General features: G+C 39.5%; 18 protein-coding genes. 14 read left to right on the forward strand and 4 right to left on the reverse strand.

Annotated features, from left to right (window positions below):
* Positions 1-83: 83 nt before the first annotated feature.
* The 11 genes from KTH84_RS12700 (at position 84) to rplS (ending at position 10,063) form a co-directional block, all read left to right on the forward strand.
* A complete protein-coding gene (locus tag KTH84_RS12700) occupies positions 84-557 on the forward strand; it encodes a Tfp pilus assembly protein FimT/FimU (RefSeq protein ID WP_262473403.1) in 474 nt (157 codons plus the stop codon).
* Complete coding sequence (gene pilV, locus KTH84_RS12705; protein ID WP_133971521.1) at positions 551-1,111, forward strand: type IV pilus modification protein PilV; 561 nt, start codon at positions 551-553, stop codon at positions 1,109-1,111. Before KTH84_RS12700 ends, pilV begins: the two co-directional genes overlap by 7 nt.
* Positions 1,111-2,112 (forward strand): PilW family protein, encoded by a 1,002-nt coding sequence (locus KTH84_RS12710; RefSeq protein ID WP_262473406.1) that lies wholly within the window; start codon positions 1,111-1,113, stop codon positions 2,110-2,112. Before pilV ends, KTH84_RS12710 begins: the two co-directional genes overlap by 1 nt.
* The gene (locus KTH84_RS12715) at positions 2,109-2,927 is read left to right on the forward strand and encodes a PilX N-terminal domain-containing pilus assembly protein (RefSeq protein WP_262473408.1); all 819 of its coding nucleotides are present in this window, start codon (positions 2,109-2,111) and stop codon (positions 2,925-2,927) included. The genes KTH84_RS12710 and KTH84_RS12715 overlap by 4 nt, the downstream gene beginning before the upstream one ends.
* 11 nt (positions 2,928-2,938) lie before the next feature.
* Positions 2,939-6,793, forward strand: a complete 3,855-nt coding sequence (locus KTH84_RS12720; protein WP_262473410.1) for a PilC/PilY family type IV pilus protein — start codon at positions 2,939-2,941, stop codon at positions 6,791-6,793.
* A 10-nt stretch (positions 6,794-6,803) separates the two neighbouring features.
* Complete coding sequence (locus tag KTH84_RS12725; RefSeq protein WP_262473412.1) at positions 6,804-7,286, forward strand: type IV pilin protein; 483 nt, start codon at positions 6,804-6,806, stop codon at positions 7,284-7,286.
* Positions 7,283-7,708, forward strand: a complete 426-nt coding sequence (locus KTH84_RS12730; RefSeq protein ID WP_262473414.1) for a type IV pilin protein — start codon at positions 7,283-7,285, stop codon at positions 7,706-7,708. Before KTH84_RS12725 ends, KTH84_RS12730 begins: the two co-directional genes overlap by 4 nt.
* A 147-nt stretch (positions 7,709-7,855) precedes the next feature.
* Positions 7,856-8,107, forward strand: coding sequence for a 30S ribosomal protein S16 (rpsP, locus tag KTH84_RS12735; RefSeq protein ID WP_000260334.1), 252 nt, complete (start codon positions 7,856-7,858; stop codon positions 8,105-8,107).
* Positions 8,108-8,128: 21 nt separating this feature from the next.
* Positions 8,129-8,677 carry a ribosome maturation factor RimM gene (gene rimM / locus KTH84_RS12740; protein ID WP_262473416.1) on the forward strand — a complete coding sequence of 183 codons (549 nt, stop codon included), beginning with the start codon at positions 8,129-8,131 and terminating at the stop codon, positions 8,675-8,677.
* A 42-nt stretch (positions 8,678-8,719) separates the two neighbouring features.
* A complete protein-coding gene (gene trmD, locus KTH84_RS12745; protein ID WP_133971529.1) occupies positions 8,720-9,475 on the forward strand; it encodes a tRNA (guanosine(37)-N1)-methyltransferase TrmD in 756 nt (251 codons plus the stop codon).
* Between the two features lie 219 nt (positions 9,476-9,694).
* Entirely contained in the window at positions 9,695-10,063 is a 369-nt protein-coding gene (gene rplS, locus KTH84_RS12750) for a 50S ribosomal protein L19 (RefSeq protein ID WP_003653770.1), read from the forward strand.
* 52 nt (positions 10,064-10,115) lie between these two features.
* On the opposite strand, the gene KTH84_RS12755 is transcribed toward rplS, so the two are convergent.
* A complete protein-coding gene (locus KTH84_RS12755) occupies positions 10,116-11,057 on the reverse strand; it encodes a lipase family alpha/beta hydrolase (protein WP_262473567.1) in 942 nt (313 codons plus the stop codon).
* Positions 11,058-11,173: 116 nt separating this feature from the next.
* On the reverse strand, positions 11,174-12,205 hold the full coding sequence (locus KTH84_RS12760) for a lipase secretion chaperone (protein WP_262473418.1): 1,032 nt from the start codon (positions 12,203-12,205) through the stop codon (positions 11,174-11,176).
* A 153-nt stretch (positions 12,206-12,358) separates the two neighbouring features.
* Here KTH84_RS12760 and truB point away from each other — a divergent pair, with 153 nt between their 5' ends.
* The 3 genes from truB to KTH84_RS12775 all read left to right on the forward strand — a co-directional run bounded on the left by truB (position 12,359) and on the right by KTH84_RS12775 (position 14,716).
* The gene (gene truB, locus KTH84_RS12765) at positions 12,359-13,264 is read left to right on the forward strand and encodes a tRNA pseudouridine(55) synthase TruB (protein WP_262473420.1); all 906 of its coding nucleotides are present in this window, start codon (positions 12,359-12,361) and stop codon (positions 13,262-13,264) included.
* A gap of 19 nt (positions 13,265-13,283) precedes the next feature.
* On the forward strand, positions 13,284-14,060 hold the full coding sequence (locus KTH84_RS12770; protein ID WP_262473422.1) for a sulfite exporter TauE/SafE family protein: 777 nt from the start codon (positions 13,284-13,286) through the stop codon (positions 14,058-14,060).
* Positions 14,061-14,272: 212 nt separating this feature from the next.
* On the forward strand, positions 14,273-14,716 hold the full coding sequence (locus KTH84_RS12775) for a hemerythrin domain-containing protein (protein ID WP_001019905.1): 444 nt from the start codon (positions 14,273-14,275) through the stop codon (positions 14,714-14,716).
* A gap of 7 nt (positions 14,717-14,723) precedes the next feature.
* Here KTH84_RS12775 and KTH84_RS12780 read toward each other — a convergent pair whose 3' ends face one another.
* Together KTH84_RS12780 and KTH84_RS12785 are read right to left on the reverse strand one after the other, a co-directional pair.
* On the reverse strand, positions 14,724-15,587 hold the full coding sequence (locus KTH84_RS12780) for an EamA family transporter (protein WP_133971535.1): 864 nt from the start codon (positions 15,585-15,587) through the stop codon (positions 14,724-14,726).
* A 92-nt stretch (positions 15,588-15,679) separates the two neighbouring features.
* Entirely contained in the window at positions 15,680-16,564 is an 885-nt protein-coding gene (locus KTH84_RS12785) for an EamA family transporter (protein WP_262473425.1), read from the reverse strand.
* Between the last annotated feature and the right edge of the window lie 90 nt (positions 16,565-16,654).

Genomic DNA, 16,654 nt, shown 5'->3' on the forward strand with positions numbered 1-16,654 from the left:
GCTTTGTATTTGTTTTGTAAATCTAAACCGTAAAATTTAAATAATAAATAAAAAATTCTTAAGTTTATTTGGGGTTTAAGGGGATGAGGGGAATTATTCCACAAGAAGGGTTCACCTTGGTTGAGCTTATGGTGACGATTGCAGTAATGGCGATTATTGCAATGATGGCTGCGCCGTCTATGTCAAATTTATTGGAAAATAAACGACTAGAGGGAAATCAACGAGACCTAATCAATGCTTTGTCGGAAGCGAAGAGCCAAGCAATACTTGGTCGACAAGACGTTTCTATTAATTTGAATTCAACAGCTTTAAATACACCCACTTCTTTTAATTGGAAAGCTGCTTCAAATAATACTCTTGAGCTCAAGAATATAGCTGCTGATAGCACACAAAGTTCCTTAACAACGACAACCTTGACCTTTAATGCGAATGGAATGGTAACTAATATTACCCAAGATACGCTTTTATCTATTTGTAATTCAAAAATATATAAAAAGAAAATTCTTATTTTAACAAAGCTTGGCACATTAATTTTTAAAGCTGAGGAGACATGTTAATGGGGGGCTCTAAACAACAAGCTCAAGCTGGGGTTGGCTTATTAGAAGTGTTGGTTGCTTTAATTTTACTTGCAATAGGGATTTTAGGATATGTTGCCTTGCAAATTCGGGCTATGGATGCTTCTTCAGAGGCTTTAAGTAAATCTCAGGCTATTATGATTATGAGAGGATTAGCAGAAAATATTCGAGTAAATAGTACTCAAGCTAGCCAATATCCTATCTTTGTTCGTAGTTATAGCAATTATTCATCTACCACCACAGCCCCTACGTTGTGTTTCAACACAATTTGTACCCCTTCTCAACTTGCACAATTTGATGCTTATCAAGCAGCAAGAACTGCAGATCAACTAGGCATGAAAATCACAATGTCAAATTGTCCTGGGGTCACAACTACAATGGCCCAGCAGAGACAGTGTCTATTTGTTTTTTGGGGCAAAACCACTCCAACACTTACGACAAATGGGGGCGTCACGAGTGTGGATGTATCGAGCTGTATGAGTACGAATGGTGTTTATACCAATAATTCGAATTGTTTAATGATGGAGGCATATTAATGACTCACTCATTTGTATCGTGGAAGCAACGAGGCTTTACATTAATTGAGCTTATGGTTGCATTGGCTTTAGGCCTAATTTTGGTCGCTGCGGCAACTCAATTATTTATTGGTGGACTTCTATCAAGCCGCTTGCAAAAAGCAAATGCTGAAATACAAGATAGCGGTATTTTTGGCTTGGAATATATTGCACGTGATATACGTCTTCTAAATTATGGAAATGTAATAAATCCAATATTAACGGATACCACGCCTTGGGGAGGTGTTGTATTAACTGGTTCAACAGCAACTAATAATGACAGTGTCAATTTTGTTCCTAATGTTGGCACAAATACCTATATTGCTGAGACACTATTAAGTCGTGGTGTGGGAGATACGGTAAGTACCGTTAGTAATCACTGGAAAGGCCTTTCAAATATACAGAATAGTTCAAATGCTGCTATGCAAAGCGATCAGCTGACTATTCAGTTTATTGCTCCTACAAATATGACAAATTGTGAAGGCGTGAATGTACTTGCTGGAGATTTAATTGTAGAGCGGTATTTTTTACGTCTTGATACGAATGGTAGTTCTCAGCAAGATTATGCGCTTGCATGTGATGCAAATACTCCCTCTAGCGTAGCTACGGCACAACCTACCACTGTGTCTGGATTAGGAGATGCTGGTCAAATTATATTGCCGCGTATTGACCATTTCCATGTGTTATTCGGCGCAAAGAATACTGCTGGCAATTTTGCTTATTACACAATTCCCCAATATCGGGCTGCCGCACAGGCTGCCCGAGATGCCACTCCACCAGTAATGGCACCTAGAATTCTTTTAATACAAATATCGGTGTTAGCTCGTTCTACTAACAATGCCCAAAATAAAGCAATAGATCCCACACAGTCGTTTCTTATGTTGGATCAAACTGTACATGCTTCTGATAACACAACTCGATTTTTGCGCCGTGTTTATAGCGTAACAATTGCTCTACGTAATGCGATGGGGGAAAGTCTATGACCCATTTAATTCATGAAAATATTAAAAGGAAATCTAAGGAAAAAGGAGCAACCCTTATTGTTGTGCTGATTATTTTATTGGTTGTTGTTTCTGTAGGTGTTTTAGCAATAAGAGTGGCAATTGTTTCTTTAAAAGTTGCTACTAACAGCCAAGTTAGCCAATTAAATTTTCAGTCATCTGATACGCCTTTAGAACTCATTGTACAGATGAATCCTACTACCCTAACTAATATTACAAATGTGATTGGTGCTGCGCTCAAAGAGCATGAAAGTAACCCAGGTGCAGAATACAACTTTTGTTATAAACCTGTTTCTACATCAACAAATTTTGCTCAGACCCGAGGCGCAAGTTTACTTCGAGCAGGAAGTGCTAATAATGCAGTCGTTGAAGATGGGGGAGTGGCAGGTTTTTGTGATTTAACAAGTGACTATGGAAGTAGCCGTCAAGCGGTAGTTACTCAAGTTGCTGTCAGTATTCCTACAGATGCTGCAAGTGATATTCCTGGCTCTAATTTACCACGAGGAACAAACACCTCCGAAGGCACACAACTACCTAAAAGCATGCTATCTACGCAACGTATTCGTGTTATTACCACTGCTTTTTTACCAGCCTATGCATCTACCTCTATAGAAACTTTGCAAAGTAATTGTTTAAGCACGAGTTCAGCGAAAATTAGTGACAATTTTGATAGCGCATTAACGGCTAAACAAACATTAGCTGAGTGTTTGGCAAATTATAACGTGCCTTTTAGTACTCAAGTTCAAGAATTTAACTATACCAATAAGCTTACTCAAATTACGGCACCAGGTTCATAACGGGGAATATCGTGAAACTAAAATTGAAGAATTTTAAGCCAAATAATTTATGGTATGCCATCTGTTCGAGTTCGGTTGCTTTTACATGGCTAATCACAAGCTCTGTCGTGCAGGCGAGTGATTTACAAATTTATGCATCACCTACAGCAGGTAAAAAAACGATTGTAATGATGTTAGATACTTCGGGGAGTATGACATCTAATAGTTATAACGAAAATCGCTTGGCCATGCTTAAAAATGGTATGAATGCTTTTTTAGCCAGCAATAATTCCGTTTTAAATGATACTCGTGTGGGTTTGGGGAATTTCTCTGCAAATGGTGATAGCCGAAGTGGACAAATTTTGGTGGCCGCTGCGCCTTTAGGGGATGCAAGCACTTTAAATACGGTAGGTTCTCAGCGTTATAAATTAAAACAGGCCGTTGCAAATTTAACTGCTGGTGGATCAACGCCCTCAGCACATGCTTATGCGGAAGCTGCGGCTTATTTGATGGGTACAACGACCTATTCAGAAACAAATTATCTTATTCGAAAAGATAGTTATATAAAGCGTGTCCGGAAATTTGATAATAGAACAGAATACTCATATTGTACGAATTATCGCGATTCACAGATTGATACAGCGAATTTATGGCAGCCTTGTCGCTCTAGTAGCTATTGGAGTAACTGGTCAACTTCTAATCCGGGTGTAAATACGGCAATTGCTTATGATACTTCGTCTGATTCAACCTATTCTTATACTTATTACTACACCACTTTTAACTATGCGATAGCAAACGCAGATAGCGGAACTCCAAAATCAAAAACAAATGATACAACAAGCAATCCTAATATTGTTGTAGATAGAAATGCCCCTAACTTAAACGCCGTTTATCAATCTCCTTTGCCAGCGGTGGCTAATCGTCAAAGTTGTGATGGGCAAGGTATTTACTTTTTATCAGATGGTGAGCCAAACAATACAACAAATACACGTTCGGCAAGTGTTATGTCGACTGCTTTGGGAAGTACGTTGGGAGCAGATTTTAATTGCTCTGGAGGTCTTTCTAATACCTCATCAGATTCTGGCTGGGCTTGTATGGGGGAGTTTGCGAAACGACTATTTGATAAAACAAAGAATCCTGCTGGAGTTTCTATTCAAACAGCATTTGTCGGTTTTGGTAGTGACTTTTCTAGTTTAAGTTCTTCTGATGTAAAAAATGCCTGCCGTTTAAGTTCGAGAACCCAATCTGACCGAAAAGGGGATGACTCGTGTTCTCCAAATCAATCTACTAATGCAGTAGCTACTCCCGGTTATGGAAATGGGGGGTTTTTCCCTACACAAAGTGCGCAAGGGGTAACAAACAGCGTTATCTCTTTTATTAATAATTTAGATAAAGTCCCTTTAGAACCTTTAACAACAGGCGCTATCTCGGTTCCTTATGATGCTTTAAATCCAAAAAATTTACAGGAATATGGGTACTTACGTGCTTTTGAGCCTAATCCAGCAAATACTTATTTAACATGGCGAGGAAATCTAAAGAAATATCATGTTGTTTTATCTGGTACTAATGCTGGTGCTTTTGAGGCCAACGCGGGTGGGCTAGTCTATAATGCAAGTGGGGCATTTAGAACGGGTACCAAAGATTACTGGAATAGCTCGAATTACAATGATGGAGGCAAAGTCTTTTTTGGTGGTTCATATGCAAAAGTTCCTTTACCAATTGCTGGACAAACTGAAACACGTGATGAAGAAGGAAATATCACAAAATATTATTATGCAGTACAAAGTAAAATTCGAAACTTATTTACCGATGTTTCTGCAGTTGCAACAGATGGTAGCCTGACCAAGATATCAACCTCTGGAACTAATTTACTAAGAATTCCAGCAACTCCTGCGGAGGGAACCAATCCTTTTGATAGCGCAAGTAACACAGCAAGCTATGTATTAGGAAAATTTGATGCATCAACTGGACAAGATATTTTAAAAGCTTTCCCGATTAGCTTGAAATTAAAAATATTAAATTATCTAGGTTACTCAACTGATATAGGTGCTGCGTCTTTACCTTCATCTTTGGTTACATCGAATGAACCGTATTTATCGATGGGCGGAAGTATTCATTCTTTACCGGTACAGCTTACCTACAGTGGGACATTAGATGGAAATGGGAATTTAACATCTGCACGTGAACAATCCATTCTCTATGGAACGATGGAGGGTGGTTTACATATTGTGGATGCTTCAACTGGTGTGGAACAAATGGCTTTCGTTCCTGCCGATATATTAAATGATCCAGTCGCATCAAAGGCTTTAGTTGTTGGTCAAAGTGATGCTACAGCACCTGCTCATGGTATGGATGGAGCTTGGGTATCGGATCCAGCATATAGTATTACTACCACAGGAAGTGGTAGTGCTGCAGTTTCAAAAGTGACTGCAAAGCAAATGTATATTTATGGTGGCATGCGAATGGGTGGTAGCAGTTATTATGGCTTAAATGTCTTAAATCCTGCTTCACCTAAGCTCCTGTTTAGAGTGGGTTCAGATCAAACGGATTATAATCGTATGGGACAGAGTTGGTCTAAGCCTGTACTTGCAAATATTCGTTATAACGGCACTATTAAACGGGTCATGATTGTTGGTGGTGGCTACGATCAATGTTATGAAAAACCGAATATTACCTTGAGCGACTCTTGCTTTACGAATGCAAAAGCAAAAGGAAATGCTGTCTATATTATTGATGCCAAAACTGGGGAACGTTTATGGTGGACTAGTGATACTGGCTCTAATATAGATAACTCTAATATGAAGCATAGTATTGTTAGTCGTATTAGTACCTTAGATCGAGACGCTGATGGTTTGGTAGACCATTTATATTTCGGCGATTTAGGGGGGCAAGTTTTCCGTATCGATCTTAATAATAACCAGACAAAAACAAATTCAACTTATAGCAGTTTCGGTATTCGAGTTGTTCGATTAGCCAATTTGGCAACGAATGACTCAACTTATGATAGCTCGAACGATTATATAGGTGGGAATGCGCCGCGTTTTTATGAACCGCCAACAGTGACAATTCATGATTATGGAATCCGCACTTTTATTACTGTAGGTATTGCTTCAGGTGACCGTAGTACCCCATTGGATGTTTATCCGCTTACAGGGCGTGAAGGTATGTCACCTAGCACAGCATTAAGCGGACGCCCTGTAAATAACGTCTATGGAATTATCGACAAAGACTTTATTAAAAAGAATTTAATGTCTTTAACTGATAGCCAACTTGAAACAAAAGATATTACTCGATCGGCTCTTAGAAAAAATCCACAAATTTTACGATCTGGAGAAACACGAGTAGCACAAATTTTCTTTCCAAATACAGGGACGGGCCAAGGTGGATGGTATCGCTCACTTTCTAGTACGAGCGGTGGTATAGAGAAAGCCAATAATAGTTTCCGTATTAAAGGCGGATTAAAAGCTTTTGAAGAGCCAATGGCAATTACGGGGACTTTAATTGTGCCTGTTTATGACCCGCAGGGAACAGGCATTGTGGCAGCAGACCCATGTTTGCCACGTGTGGTAGGTGAAACGGATCAGCAGACTTATTGTTTACCATTTGGAGCCTGTCTTAATTCTGATGGATCAATTGATCCGAATAAAGAAGATCCTAGTGGGTTTGAAACACAAACAGGTGGTAACTGCCCAGTAGGAGTTTCTGAATGTAATAAAAAAGTAATTGGAGCAGGTATCCGTAGCATTACATTTGTACCAACTGAGGATAACCCACCAGCTACAAATAGTTGTGGGAAGTTAAAACTTTCTGGTAATGAGCAAGGAACTGGGCAGTGGCAATGTACAAGTCATTTGGTTCCTATGCGTTGGTATGAGCGCTATCGCTAAGGGATTATTTATGAATAAATACTATATCCAGCGGTTTAATCAGGGCGTTACCTTGATTGAACTCATGGTTGTCATAGTGATTGTTGCTATTTTCGCTTCGATTGCTATCCCTTCATATCAAGGCTATACCCGTAGAGCGACTGCTTCTGCCGCCAAAAGTGAAATTTTAAAATTAGCTGAACAATTGGAAAGACATAAATCCAAGAACTTTACCTATAGAGGTTTTACTACCACATCTCTAACGTTGCCTCGTGGCAGTTATACGATTCAGATTAGTGATGATACAACGACAGGAAATTTATTGACGAATAATGCTGCCAATGGACAGACATGGGTCATTAAAGCGACGACTACAGATTCAAGAAACTTTAATTTTATTGCTAAGAATTCAGGTTTACGTTGCCAAAGTTTAACAGCTACGGCTGTTGATAATGACTGTGGTGGAACAGCCACTTGCAATGTATGTGAAGCAAACAGTGAGACTTGGCAATGAAGAATGGTTTTTCCTTAATAGAGCTTATGATTGTAGTGGCGATAATTGCAATTTTAGCAGCCATAGCTACACCTTCATATTTACAATATTTACGTAAAGGACATCGTACAGCTGTTCAATCTGAAATGATGAATATTGCCCAAACATTAGAATCACAAAAAATGGTCAATAACCGTTACCCATCCAATGCAACTATAGCGTCGATTTATGGCTCTAATGTGAGTCCTCAGCAAGGTCCGGCCTTATATAATTTGACGTTTGCTAGCTTGGATGATTCAAGCTGGGTACTGACAGCTACACCTATTTCTACTACTTCTCAGGCCAGTGATGGGATCATTTGCCTGAATGATCAAGGGCAAAAATTTTGGGCAAAAGGTGCAACTGATTGTGCGTTATCTGCTGTATCAAATTGGTTAGAGTAGCTTTAAATTCAAAACTGCGGATAACTCAAAATTTAATCTTTCTTTCATGGTGAAAATCACGTAGAATGTTGCCCTCTATGAAAGGGGTTTGAAGTGTTGCCGATGGTCGGCGCAGGGAAAATCCGTAAGAATTATAAGGCTTTTATCATGGTTGTTATTCGTTTAGCACGTGGCGGCGCAAAAAAACGTCCATTCTATCAAATCGTTGTGACTGATAGCCGCAATGCACGTGATGGTCGTTTCATCGAGCGTATCGGTTTCTTTAACCCGACTGCACAAGGTCAAGCAGAAAAACTTCGTTTAGATGCAGACCGTTTTGCTCACTGGGTTTCTCAAGGTGCTCAACCTTCTGAACGTGTTGCTTCTTTAGCTGCTCAAGCTAAAAAAGCTACTGCATAATTTTTTTGTAGTAGGTAACCCATGACATCAACACAGAATGTTCCCGAAGATCGTATTCAGATTGGACAGTTACGTTCAGCTTATGGATTGAATGGGTGGCTCTGGGTGTATTCAAATACAGAACCCATGAGCAATATGTTTGACTACCTGCCTTGGTACATTGAGACCAAGGCAGGTTGGCAAACAATAGATGTAAAACGTTGGAAACCACATGGCAAAGGCCTAGTTGTTGCTTTGAAAGGTGTGAGTGATCGCACTGGAGCAGAAAATTTGGTTGGCGCTAATATCTGGGTTGCTAAGTCTCAACTGCCAAAAGCAGATGTAGATGAGTACTACTGGTCAGATTTAAAAGGCTTAACAGTGTTAGGTCTGGATGATGAAGAACAGGAAATAAACTTAGGTAAAATTCATGAGTTGTTTGAAACTGGAGCCAATGATGTGATGGTGGTGCATGCTACCCCAGACAGCATTGATTCAGAAGAACGCATGATTCCTTGGCATAAAGATGTAGTACAACGTGTTGATCTTGAAGCTGGTCGTATTTACGTCAATTGGGGCGTAGATTATTAATCCTTTTAGGATTAATACAGCAGGAAAATAGAGGAGTCTGTGATGTTTTTTGCAGTCATTACGCTTTTTCCTGAAATGTTTGAAGCGATTACAGCCTACGGCATCAGCGGACGTGCGGCAAAACGGGATATAGTACAAGTTACTTGTATTAATCCTCGTGATTTTGCTGAGGGAAACTACAGAAGAGTGGATGAACGTCCATTTGGTGGTGGCCCTGGGATGGTAATGATGGCTGAGCCTTTGGCGAAAGCAATTGCACATGCCAAACAGCTTGCCTCACAAGCAGGACATGTTCATGTTCCTGTAGTGTATATGTCTCCACAAGGCAAAACCTTAAATGAACAGGCGGTACAGCAGTTTGTTGATTACGACGGCTTAATTGTACTGTGTGGACGTTATGAGGGAGTGGATGAACGTTTGATCCAGCAATATGTTGATCAGGAATGGTCAATTGGTGATTATGTTTTATCCGGTGGTGAACTGCCCGCTATGGTGTTACTTGACAGTATTATTCGCCGTTTGCCGAATGTAATGTCAGATGAACAGTCAGCAGTACAAGATTCTTTTGTTGATGGTCTTTTAGATTGTCCACAATATACAAAGCCAGACCATTTTGAGGGGCTGGATGTACCAGAAGTTTTAAAATCTGGACATCATGGCAATATCGAAAAATGGCGCTTTTTGCAGCGCTATCAACGAACTTTAGAACGTCGACCAGAGTTGGCTGAAAAAGTAGAGTTGAATAAGCAGCAGAAAAAATGGCTAAAAGATACGCAAGGGAGTGGTGGTAATTCTTAACCGCTATTCTCAGGAACGAAAGTTCTGCAACAAGACGAGAAGCAATGCTTCGAGTTAAAGCATGATTCTATTTAATAGATAGTTTTATGTATATTCTAAGGCTCTTTATAGACATATTGTCATAAAGGGAAAGATAAACGGGTTGATATGCGTTTTAGCCTCTATCCCCAGCGGAACCTCAGACCTCTTCTGACTCCGCACATATTGGAGATTCCCACAATGAGTGGTAAACATCCTTTAGTTCAAATTATTGAAAATGCACAGTTAAAAACTGATATTCCTGCTTTTGCTCCTGGTGACACTGTTATTGTCCAAGTTAAAGTAAAAGAAGGTGAGCGTGAGCGTCTTCAGGCATTTGAAGGTGTTGTAATCGCGAAGAAAAACCGTGGTTTAAACTCTGCATTTACAGTTCGTAAAATTTCTAGCGGTGTTGGTGTTGAGCGTGTATTCCAAACTCACTCTCCAATCGTTGCTAAAATCGAAGTGAAACGTCGTGGTGACGTTCGTCGTGCTAAACTTTACTACCTCCGTGACTTGTCTGGTAAAGCTGCACGTATTCGTGAAAAATTACCAGCTCGTAAAGCGTAAGCTTATACCGAGTAAAAAAATGCGCCTTTTGGCGCATTTTTTTGTTTAAAAATTATAGTCCTTGAAGTTTTAATCGGTTTGCATGTTGACGGTAAACCGAGACAGGCTCTGAAGCAAAAATAGAGCGTATCCCAAGCACTTGGTTCACTTCATCTAAATGATTCCAGTTGTAGTCATCACGAATTGTTTTACCAAATTTGGCGCTACATCGGGAAACAAGACCATCATTATCACCAAACGGATCTACCACTAAGCTACTGCCTGTAAGGGCAATATCAAATGGGTCTAATGGATTAGTCAGCGCTTTATTTCCTGAGAAAGAATACATATAAATGCCCTTCTCTTGATATGCCCCCTCACCACAAGAAGTAGTTGGCATACCCATAGGAAATTGAGCATTAAATTGAGCTGAACCTTGAGTTGATAAGCTATGAGCACCTGCTAAAGAGTCGTGCGGATAGCTTGTCGGATCTAGACCTCCTGCCCAAGTAATTGCTGCTGAAAACCAGTTTACTAATGTTGCCAAGCCTGAAAGAGGAGTACCCTCAACATTCAGAATGACATCTGCCATTGGTGATCCCTTGTGGGGTGCGCCAATCGTAGTGAGTGAGGCCACCTTTTCTGGCATGATACCAGCCACATAGCGAATTGTTGGCCCCCCGTGGCTATGACCGATTAAATTGACTTTGGGCTTACCGGTAATGGCAATAATCTCTTCGACTTGCTGTGCAAGTTGTTCTCCACGCACTTCTGTTGAGTTAAATGGTGAGACTCTTGTTGCCCAGACATTTCCTCCATTACGGGCAAGATCAGGAAGAATTTGGTACCAATAATCGAGACCAAGCGTGTCTGTTCCAACTCGGCTAAAGCCTGCCATACCGTGATTAAAAACCAGTGGATATTTTGTTTGAGCGTAAGATGAATATACGAACGAGCTTTTAACATGTTCAGCATTTGTTGCATGGGCCGCTGAAATACTCAGTCCTGAGAGCATTGCAGCGCAGAAAAACATTAACTTCCTTTTCATTTTTTACTCACTATTTTTATTTTGTATGAAAAGCAGCTTCTTACTGCTAGTGAATGTTAGCCAGTTCCCAAAAAAGGAAAGGCTTAGTAATTAAATGGCAGTTCACCTCCCTGATCATGGACCGTTTCAAAAGTTCGAAGTCTTAGTTGTTCTTGTGATGAATTGAATTGTTGTTGGCGTAGCTGCTGAATCGCTTGGTTTTTGGCGCTATCACTCATGTTACTTTTAATAATTTCATCTCGACCATCGAGGTAACTGGTGACCCTTTGTTGCCAAGCATTCCGTTGCGTATCTAACGTTTCTAACCTTTGAGTTGCCTCGGCTCCAACAAGTGCTGTACGCATCTGCCGAAGTTCTTCTGCTGAACCATTGCGTGCTTTAATTTGTTTGGTCAACGTATGTAAATCATCAAGTTTGGAGAGTTCTTGTAGGTTTTGTTGCCAGTCTTCTGGAAGCTCTTCAAAACGCTCTTTAAGCTTTCGTGCTTTTTCAATTTCGCTTAAAGAAGAGTCCTCAAGTATCTGCATTCGATCTAGCGTATAGTTCTGATAGATATCCTCGCTAGAGAAAAGTCCTTCAATTTCAGAAGCAGAAAAAAAGCGTTTTCTTATATCTTGGATCGAGCTAAATATCTTTTGAAAATAATTTTTATCTTGTTGTTTTGCTGAAGGTGCTTGGATTTGAGCAAGCTGTTCACGATATTTTAAATAACGGGTCCATAAGTCTATAATTTGTGAGCGAGCTGGCTCTAGATATTGTCCTTGAATAAATTTCCCAAAGTGAATTTTGATTTGTTCTAAATTATTTTCCCCATATTGGGTAATAAAATATTCAAAGCAGTCACGGGTTTGACTATTCACGACCAAATGTTGAGAACTATCAATTTTTAACTGGCAGTTAACTTCGGTGTCTTGCTGACTTTTACTATGGTACGCATCTTCGTTTAGCGATGGATGATCTGTATGAGGAGATGATGCTAAATTTTGACCTTTATTTTCACTCATCTGAGCTGATGTGTTTTTTGAGTCAGGACTTAACCAATATACACATGCAATGAGACTCAAAATAAAAAATCCGAGCACACACCACAATACCTTCTTCTGCATCCCTTGCATAAAGATATCTTCCTTAAGTTTTAATTTGTTGTTTTTTTACTCGATAATTAATGTGCCATAAAATAAGTGAAAAGGCACCTAAATATTGTGAAAATATCTTGCCAAATTTGCTAACATGTCGGCACTTTTTTCTAGCTTTGTGTTCCAGTAAAAATGACGACAAAAAATCAAAAAATTTCTCGTCGCCATATTAGTGGTGTATTTCTATTAAATAAACCATTAGGGCTCAGTTCAAATGCGGCTTTGCAAAAAGTGCGTTGGTTATATCGCGCCCAAAAAGCAGGTCATACAGGAGCTTTAGATCCTTTGGCGACAGGGTTGCTTCCTATTTGTTTAGGAGAGGCCACTAAGTTCTCACATTATTTGCTGGACTCAACAAAGCGCTATCAAACCACCGTTCGATTGGGGCAAACCACAACGACAGGGGATGTGGAAGGAGAGATTCTACAAGAACGCTCTGTCCCTGTTCTGAGCCAAGAGCTTATTGAACAAGCCTTAGAAAAATTTAGAGGTGATATTCAACAAATTCCGCCAATGTACTCGGCTTTGAAAAAAGAAGGCAGGCCGTTATATGAGCTTGCCCGAAAAGGTATCGAGATTGAGCGTGAAGCACGTCCAATCACAATTTATGCCTTAGAGTTAATTGAATTTACCGAAAATAGTATCACTCTAGATGTAACTTGTTCTAAGGGAACATATATTCGTGTATTAGGCGAAGACATTGGTGAGGCACTGGGCTGTGGTGGGCATTTAACAATGCTAAACCGGACTCAAACAGGACATTTTGAACTTATTCCGAGTTATACCATTGAATATCTGGAAAGCTTAACCGAAGAGCAAAGAGAAGCATTGTTACTTCCTGTTTATGCTCCAGTTGAACATTTCTTAAAAATTCAGGTGCCTGAAGGGCGTGAAAAATATTTTTGCAACGGTTTAGAAAGCAATATTGAGCATTCTGCAGAAGCAGAAGTTTTGGTTTTTTCGGGTGACCGCTGTTTAGGTTTAGCTGAGATTACCGATAAAAAACGGTTGGTACCTAAACGTATCTTAAATTTGTAGTAGCTGTAGAGTATAGAGCATGGGCATGGAATGGGATGTTATCCTGAGTTTGATCTTTTTTGCGTTTACTGCGGGAGCGATTGATGCTGCTGTTGGGGGCGGCGGACTTATCCAGATTCCAGGCCTTATGAGTACTTTCCCGACCATGCAGACTGCAACGGTGATTGGTACTAATAAGCTTTCTTCAATTTTTGGTACAGCATCGGCTGCTTATACTTTTGTGAAAAGAGTGAAGTTGCAATGGAAACTTTTAGCAGTCATTGCTATTTGTGCTTTGATTAGCTCTTTTGCTGGTGCTGCTTGTTTATCCTTAATTCCTCAATCTGTATTGCGTCCTTTCATATTTGTGATGTTGATTGTGATAGCAGTTTATACCTTGGTTAAAAAGAACTTTGGACAGGTTCATACAGAACAAAAAATTACTAATAAAATGCTAATTTTGGCAGGGATTGGTAGTTTGGCGATTGGTTTTTACGACGGTATTTTTGGCCCGGGAACGGGTAGTTTCTTTATCTTCTTCTTTATCCGCTTTTTACAAGTCGACTTCTTGCATGCTTCTGCCTTATCCAAAATTGGTAATTTTATGACCAATTTGGCTGCATTGAGTTTCTTCATTCCGACAGGTCACGCTATTTTGCACATTGGCTTAATGATGGCAGTCGCGAATGTATTGGGTTCTATTGTTGGGGTGCGTACCGCGCTTAAATACGGTAGTGGTTTTGTCCGTATTATCTTTTTAATTTTAGTCAGTATCCTGATTTGCCGTTTGGGTTATCAAATGTTTGTAACAGGCTAAATATTTCGAAAAGTATGAACTGATCAGGAGGCGAAGTTCATACTTTTTGCGATGCCATTCAAAATCATAAATATAAAAATAATTACAGAAGCTTACTAGAAAGAAAACAGTGTAAAAAATAGTCTCATTTTAAGCTACTTAAATAATATAAATTTCAACGTATGATAAACCTTGAAATAAAAAAGATTTTTTAGCTAAAAATGAGGAAGAGAATGAATATTTTCGAAGCATTAAGAGAAAGCCATGAAAATCAACGTAACCTCTCTGAACAACTTATTCAGACACATGGTTTAACAGAAGAAAGAAAAGAATTATTTGATGCATTAAAAAATGAACTCTATGCCCATTCTGTTGCCGAAGACCGTTATTTATATATCCCTTTAATGTTTGATGATGTCGGTTTAGATATTACGAGACATGCTTTATCTGAGCATCATGAAATGGATGAATTGGTCGAGCAACTTGAAAAAACGGATATGAGCAGTCCAAGCTGGTTAGCGACCGCCAAACAGTTGAGTGAGAAAGTCCATCATCATTTAAAAGAAGAAGAGCATAAATTTTTCCAACAGGCGGGAAAAATTCTTAAAGACAGTGAAAAAGAAACGCTTGGTAATAAATATTTAAAGGAATATAAAAAGTATAAAAAGCAGCAATAGTATTTAACTATGCTACTTTTTTAGTACTTCTTAAAGTAACCCCAATCGACGCTAGCATTACACAAGCTAAAGCCACCCATTGCAGCATGCTGATTTCTTCGTGAAGTAATAAGAAGCCCGTTAATGCTGCTAATGCTGGTGCTAAACTCGTTAGAGTACCGTAAGTTAATTTATTGAGTTGTTTGAGTGCCATTAAATCAAGTGCGTATGGAATAGCAGTCGCTAAAATAGCAATAAGTAACGCTTTACCCCAGTACTGCGTCTCAAGTAATGCAGGAGCATTATGCCAGATGCCAATGGGTAGTAAGGTCAGGGCAGATAACCCAATTCCGATGGTTAAAGCATGCATGCCTATATTTTGGGTCACAACTTTCTGACCAAAATAAATATAGAAGGCCCAGCAAAATCCAGCACCTAGCGCACATGCAGCGCCTACATAGGAAAAGTGGTGTTGTGTTGGGTCTTGCCAAGGTACCATCAGTGCAATACCTAACATCGCAAATGCGACCCAAATGTAGTCACTCTTTTGTTTAATAGAAAGTAGAGCAAGACCTAATGGGCCAATAAACTCTAAGCCCACTGCAATCCCTTGAGGTAACTTTCCAAGCGACGTATAAAATAAAATATTCATGAGACCTAAAGATGCGCAATACATCAATAAATCACGCCATTTTAAATAGGGTAAGCGCGACCAGATTTTCCACGAACGGAACATGATAGCGACAATAACCGTTGCAAAGCTCAGCCTTAAAACTGTAACGGTGAGAGGGTCTAATATTGCAATGAGCTGCTTAGCAAATGAAGCACTAATTTGATATGAGACCATCGACAGAATCATATAGAGCACAGCAATAATGGGAAGATTCTGCATGAAAAATACCCGAGGGCCTCATCTAATATTATTTAAAATAACAATGTTCAATTATAGCGAATGCCATGTTCCAACTTGCAGTTTTAGTCGATTTAACTGACTGTTTTTTCACGTTCCTGACGTGCTTTTTGGGTGGTTATAGTGCAACCGACGGAAGCTGCAATAATTGTTGCGAGTGCTAGCCATTGATTCCATAATAAATATTCACCTAAAAAGATAAAACCAGAAAGTGCAGCAACTGCGGGTTCCAAGCTCATCAATGTTCCGAAACTTAAAGGTGTTAAATTACGTAGGGCTAGCATTTCTAAAGAGAATGGTAATGCGCTGGCTAAAATTGCTAAGCCAATAAAATAAAAAAGATAGGGGAGCTCTATCACTTGGCTTATTGACCCTGAAAAAAAAGTAATCGGCAGCAAGACACATGCGCCTACAGTCATTCCTAAGCACACAGTGTGATTACCTGATATACCTGAAGGCTTTTGACCAGCAATAATATAAAGCGCCCAACATGCGCCCGCACTGACTGCAAATAATACTCCGATCCAATCCAGACTATGAGCCTGATTAAAAGGGAAAAGTAAAACAAGGCCAACAATCGCTAAACTGACCCAGACAAAATCATATTTTTGGCGTGCATGATATAAGGCTACACTTAAGGGACCAATAAATTCAAAAGCGACGGCAATACCAATCGGTAATCGTTCAATCGACAGGTAAAAAAGTGCGTTCATTCCTGCAAGCGCAAAGCCATAAGCTAAAATAGCTTTCCAGCGGACCTGACTATAATTAATTCGCCAAATTTTAAAAATAAAGGCAAGAATAATTGCACCTAAGCATAAGCGCATTGCAGAAACAGTAAGTACAGGAAAGCTCTGGAACAGAATTTTGGCTAAAGATGCGCTACTTTGTACGCTCAGCATAGCGAGAATAAGAAAGCCCAGTGCATGTAGCTGAGATTTTTGGTTCGAACTGGACATTTTATTATTTGATCGATTGGTATACTTTTCACATGATAATGTAAATGTCCATAAAAAAGCCACAGACAATGCTGTGGCTTTTAAATTTAC

It is taken from the genome of Acinetobacter sp. WU_MDCI_Abxb74, assembly GCF_025513915.1.
GTDB classification, from domain to species: domain Bacteria; phylum Pseudomonadota; class Gammaproteobacteria; order Pseudomonadales; family Moraxellaceae; genus Acinetobacter; species Acinetobacter calcoaceticus_C.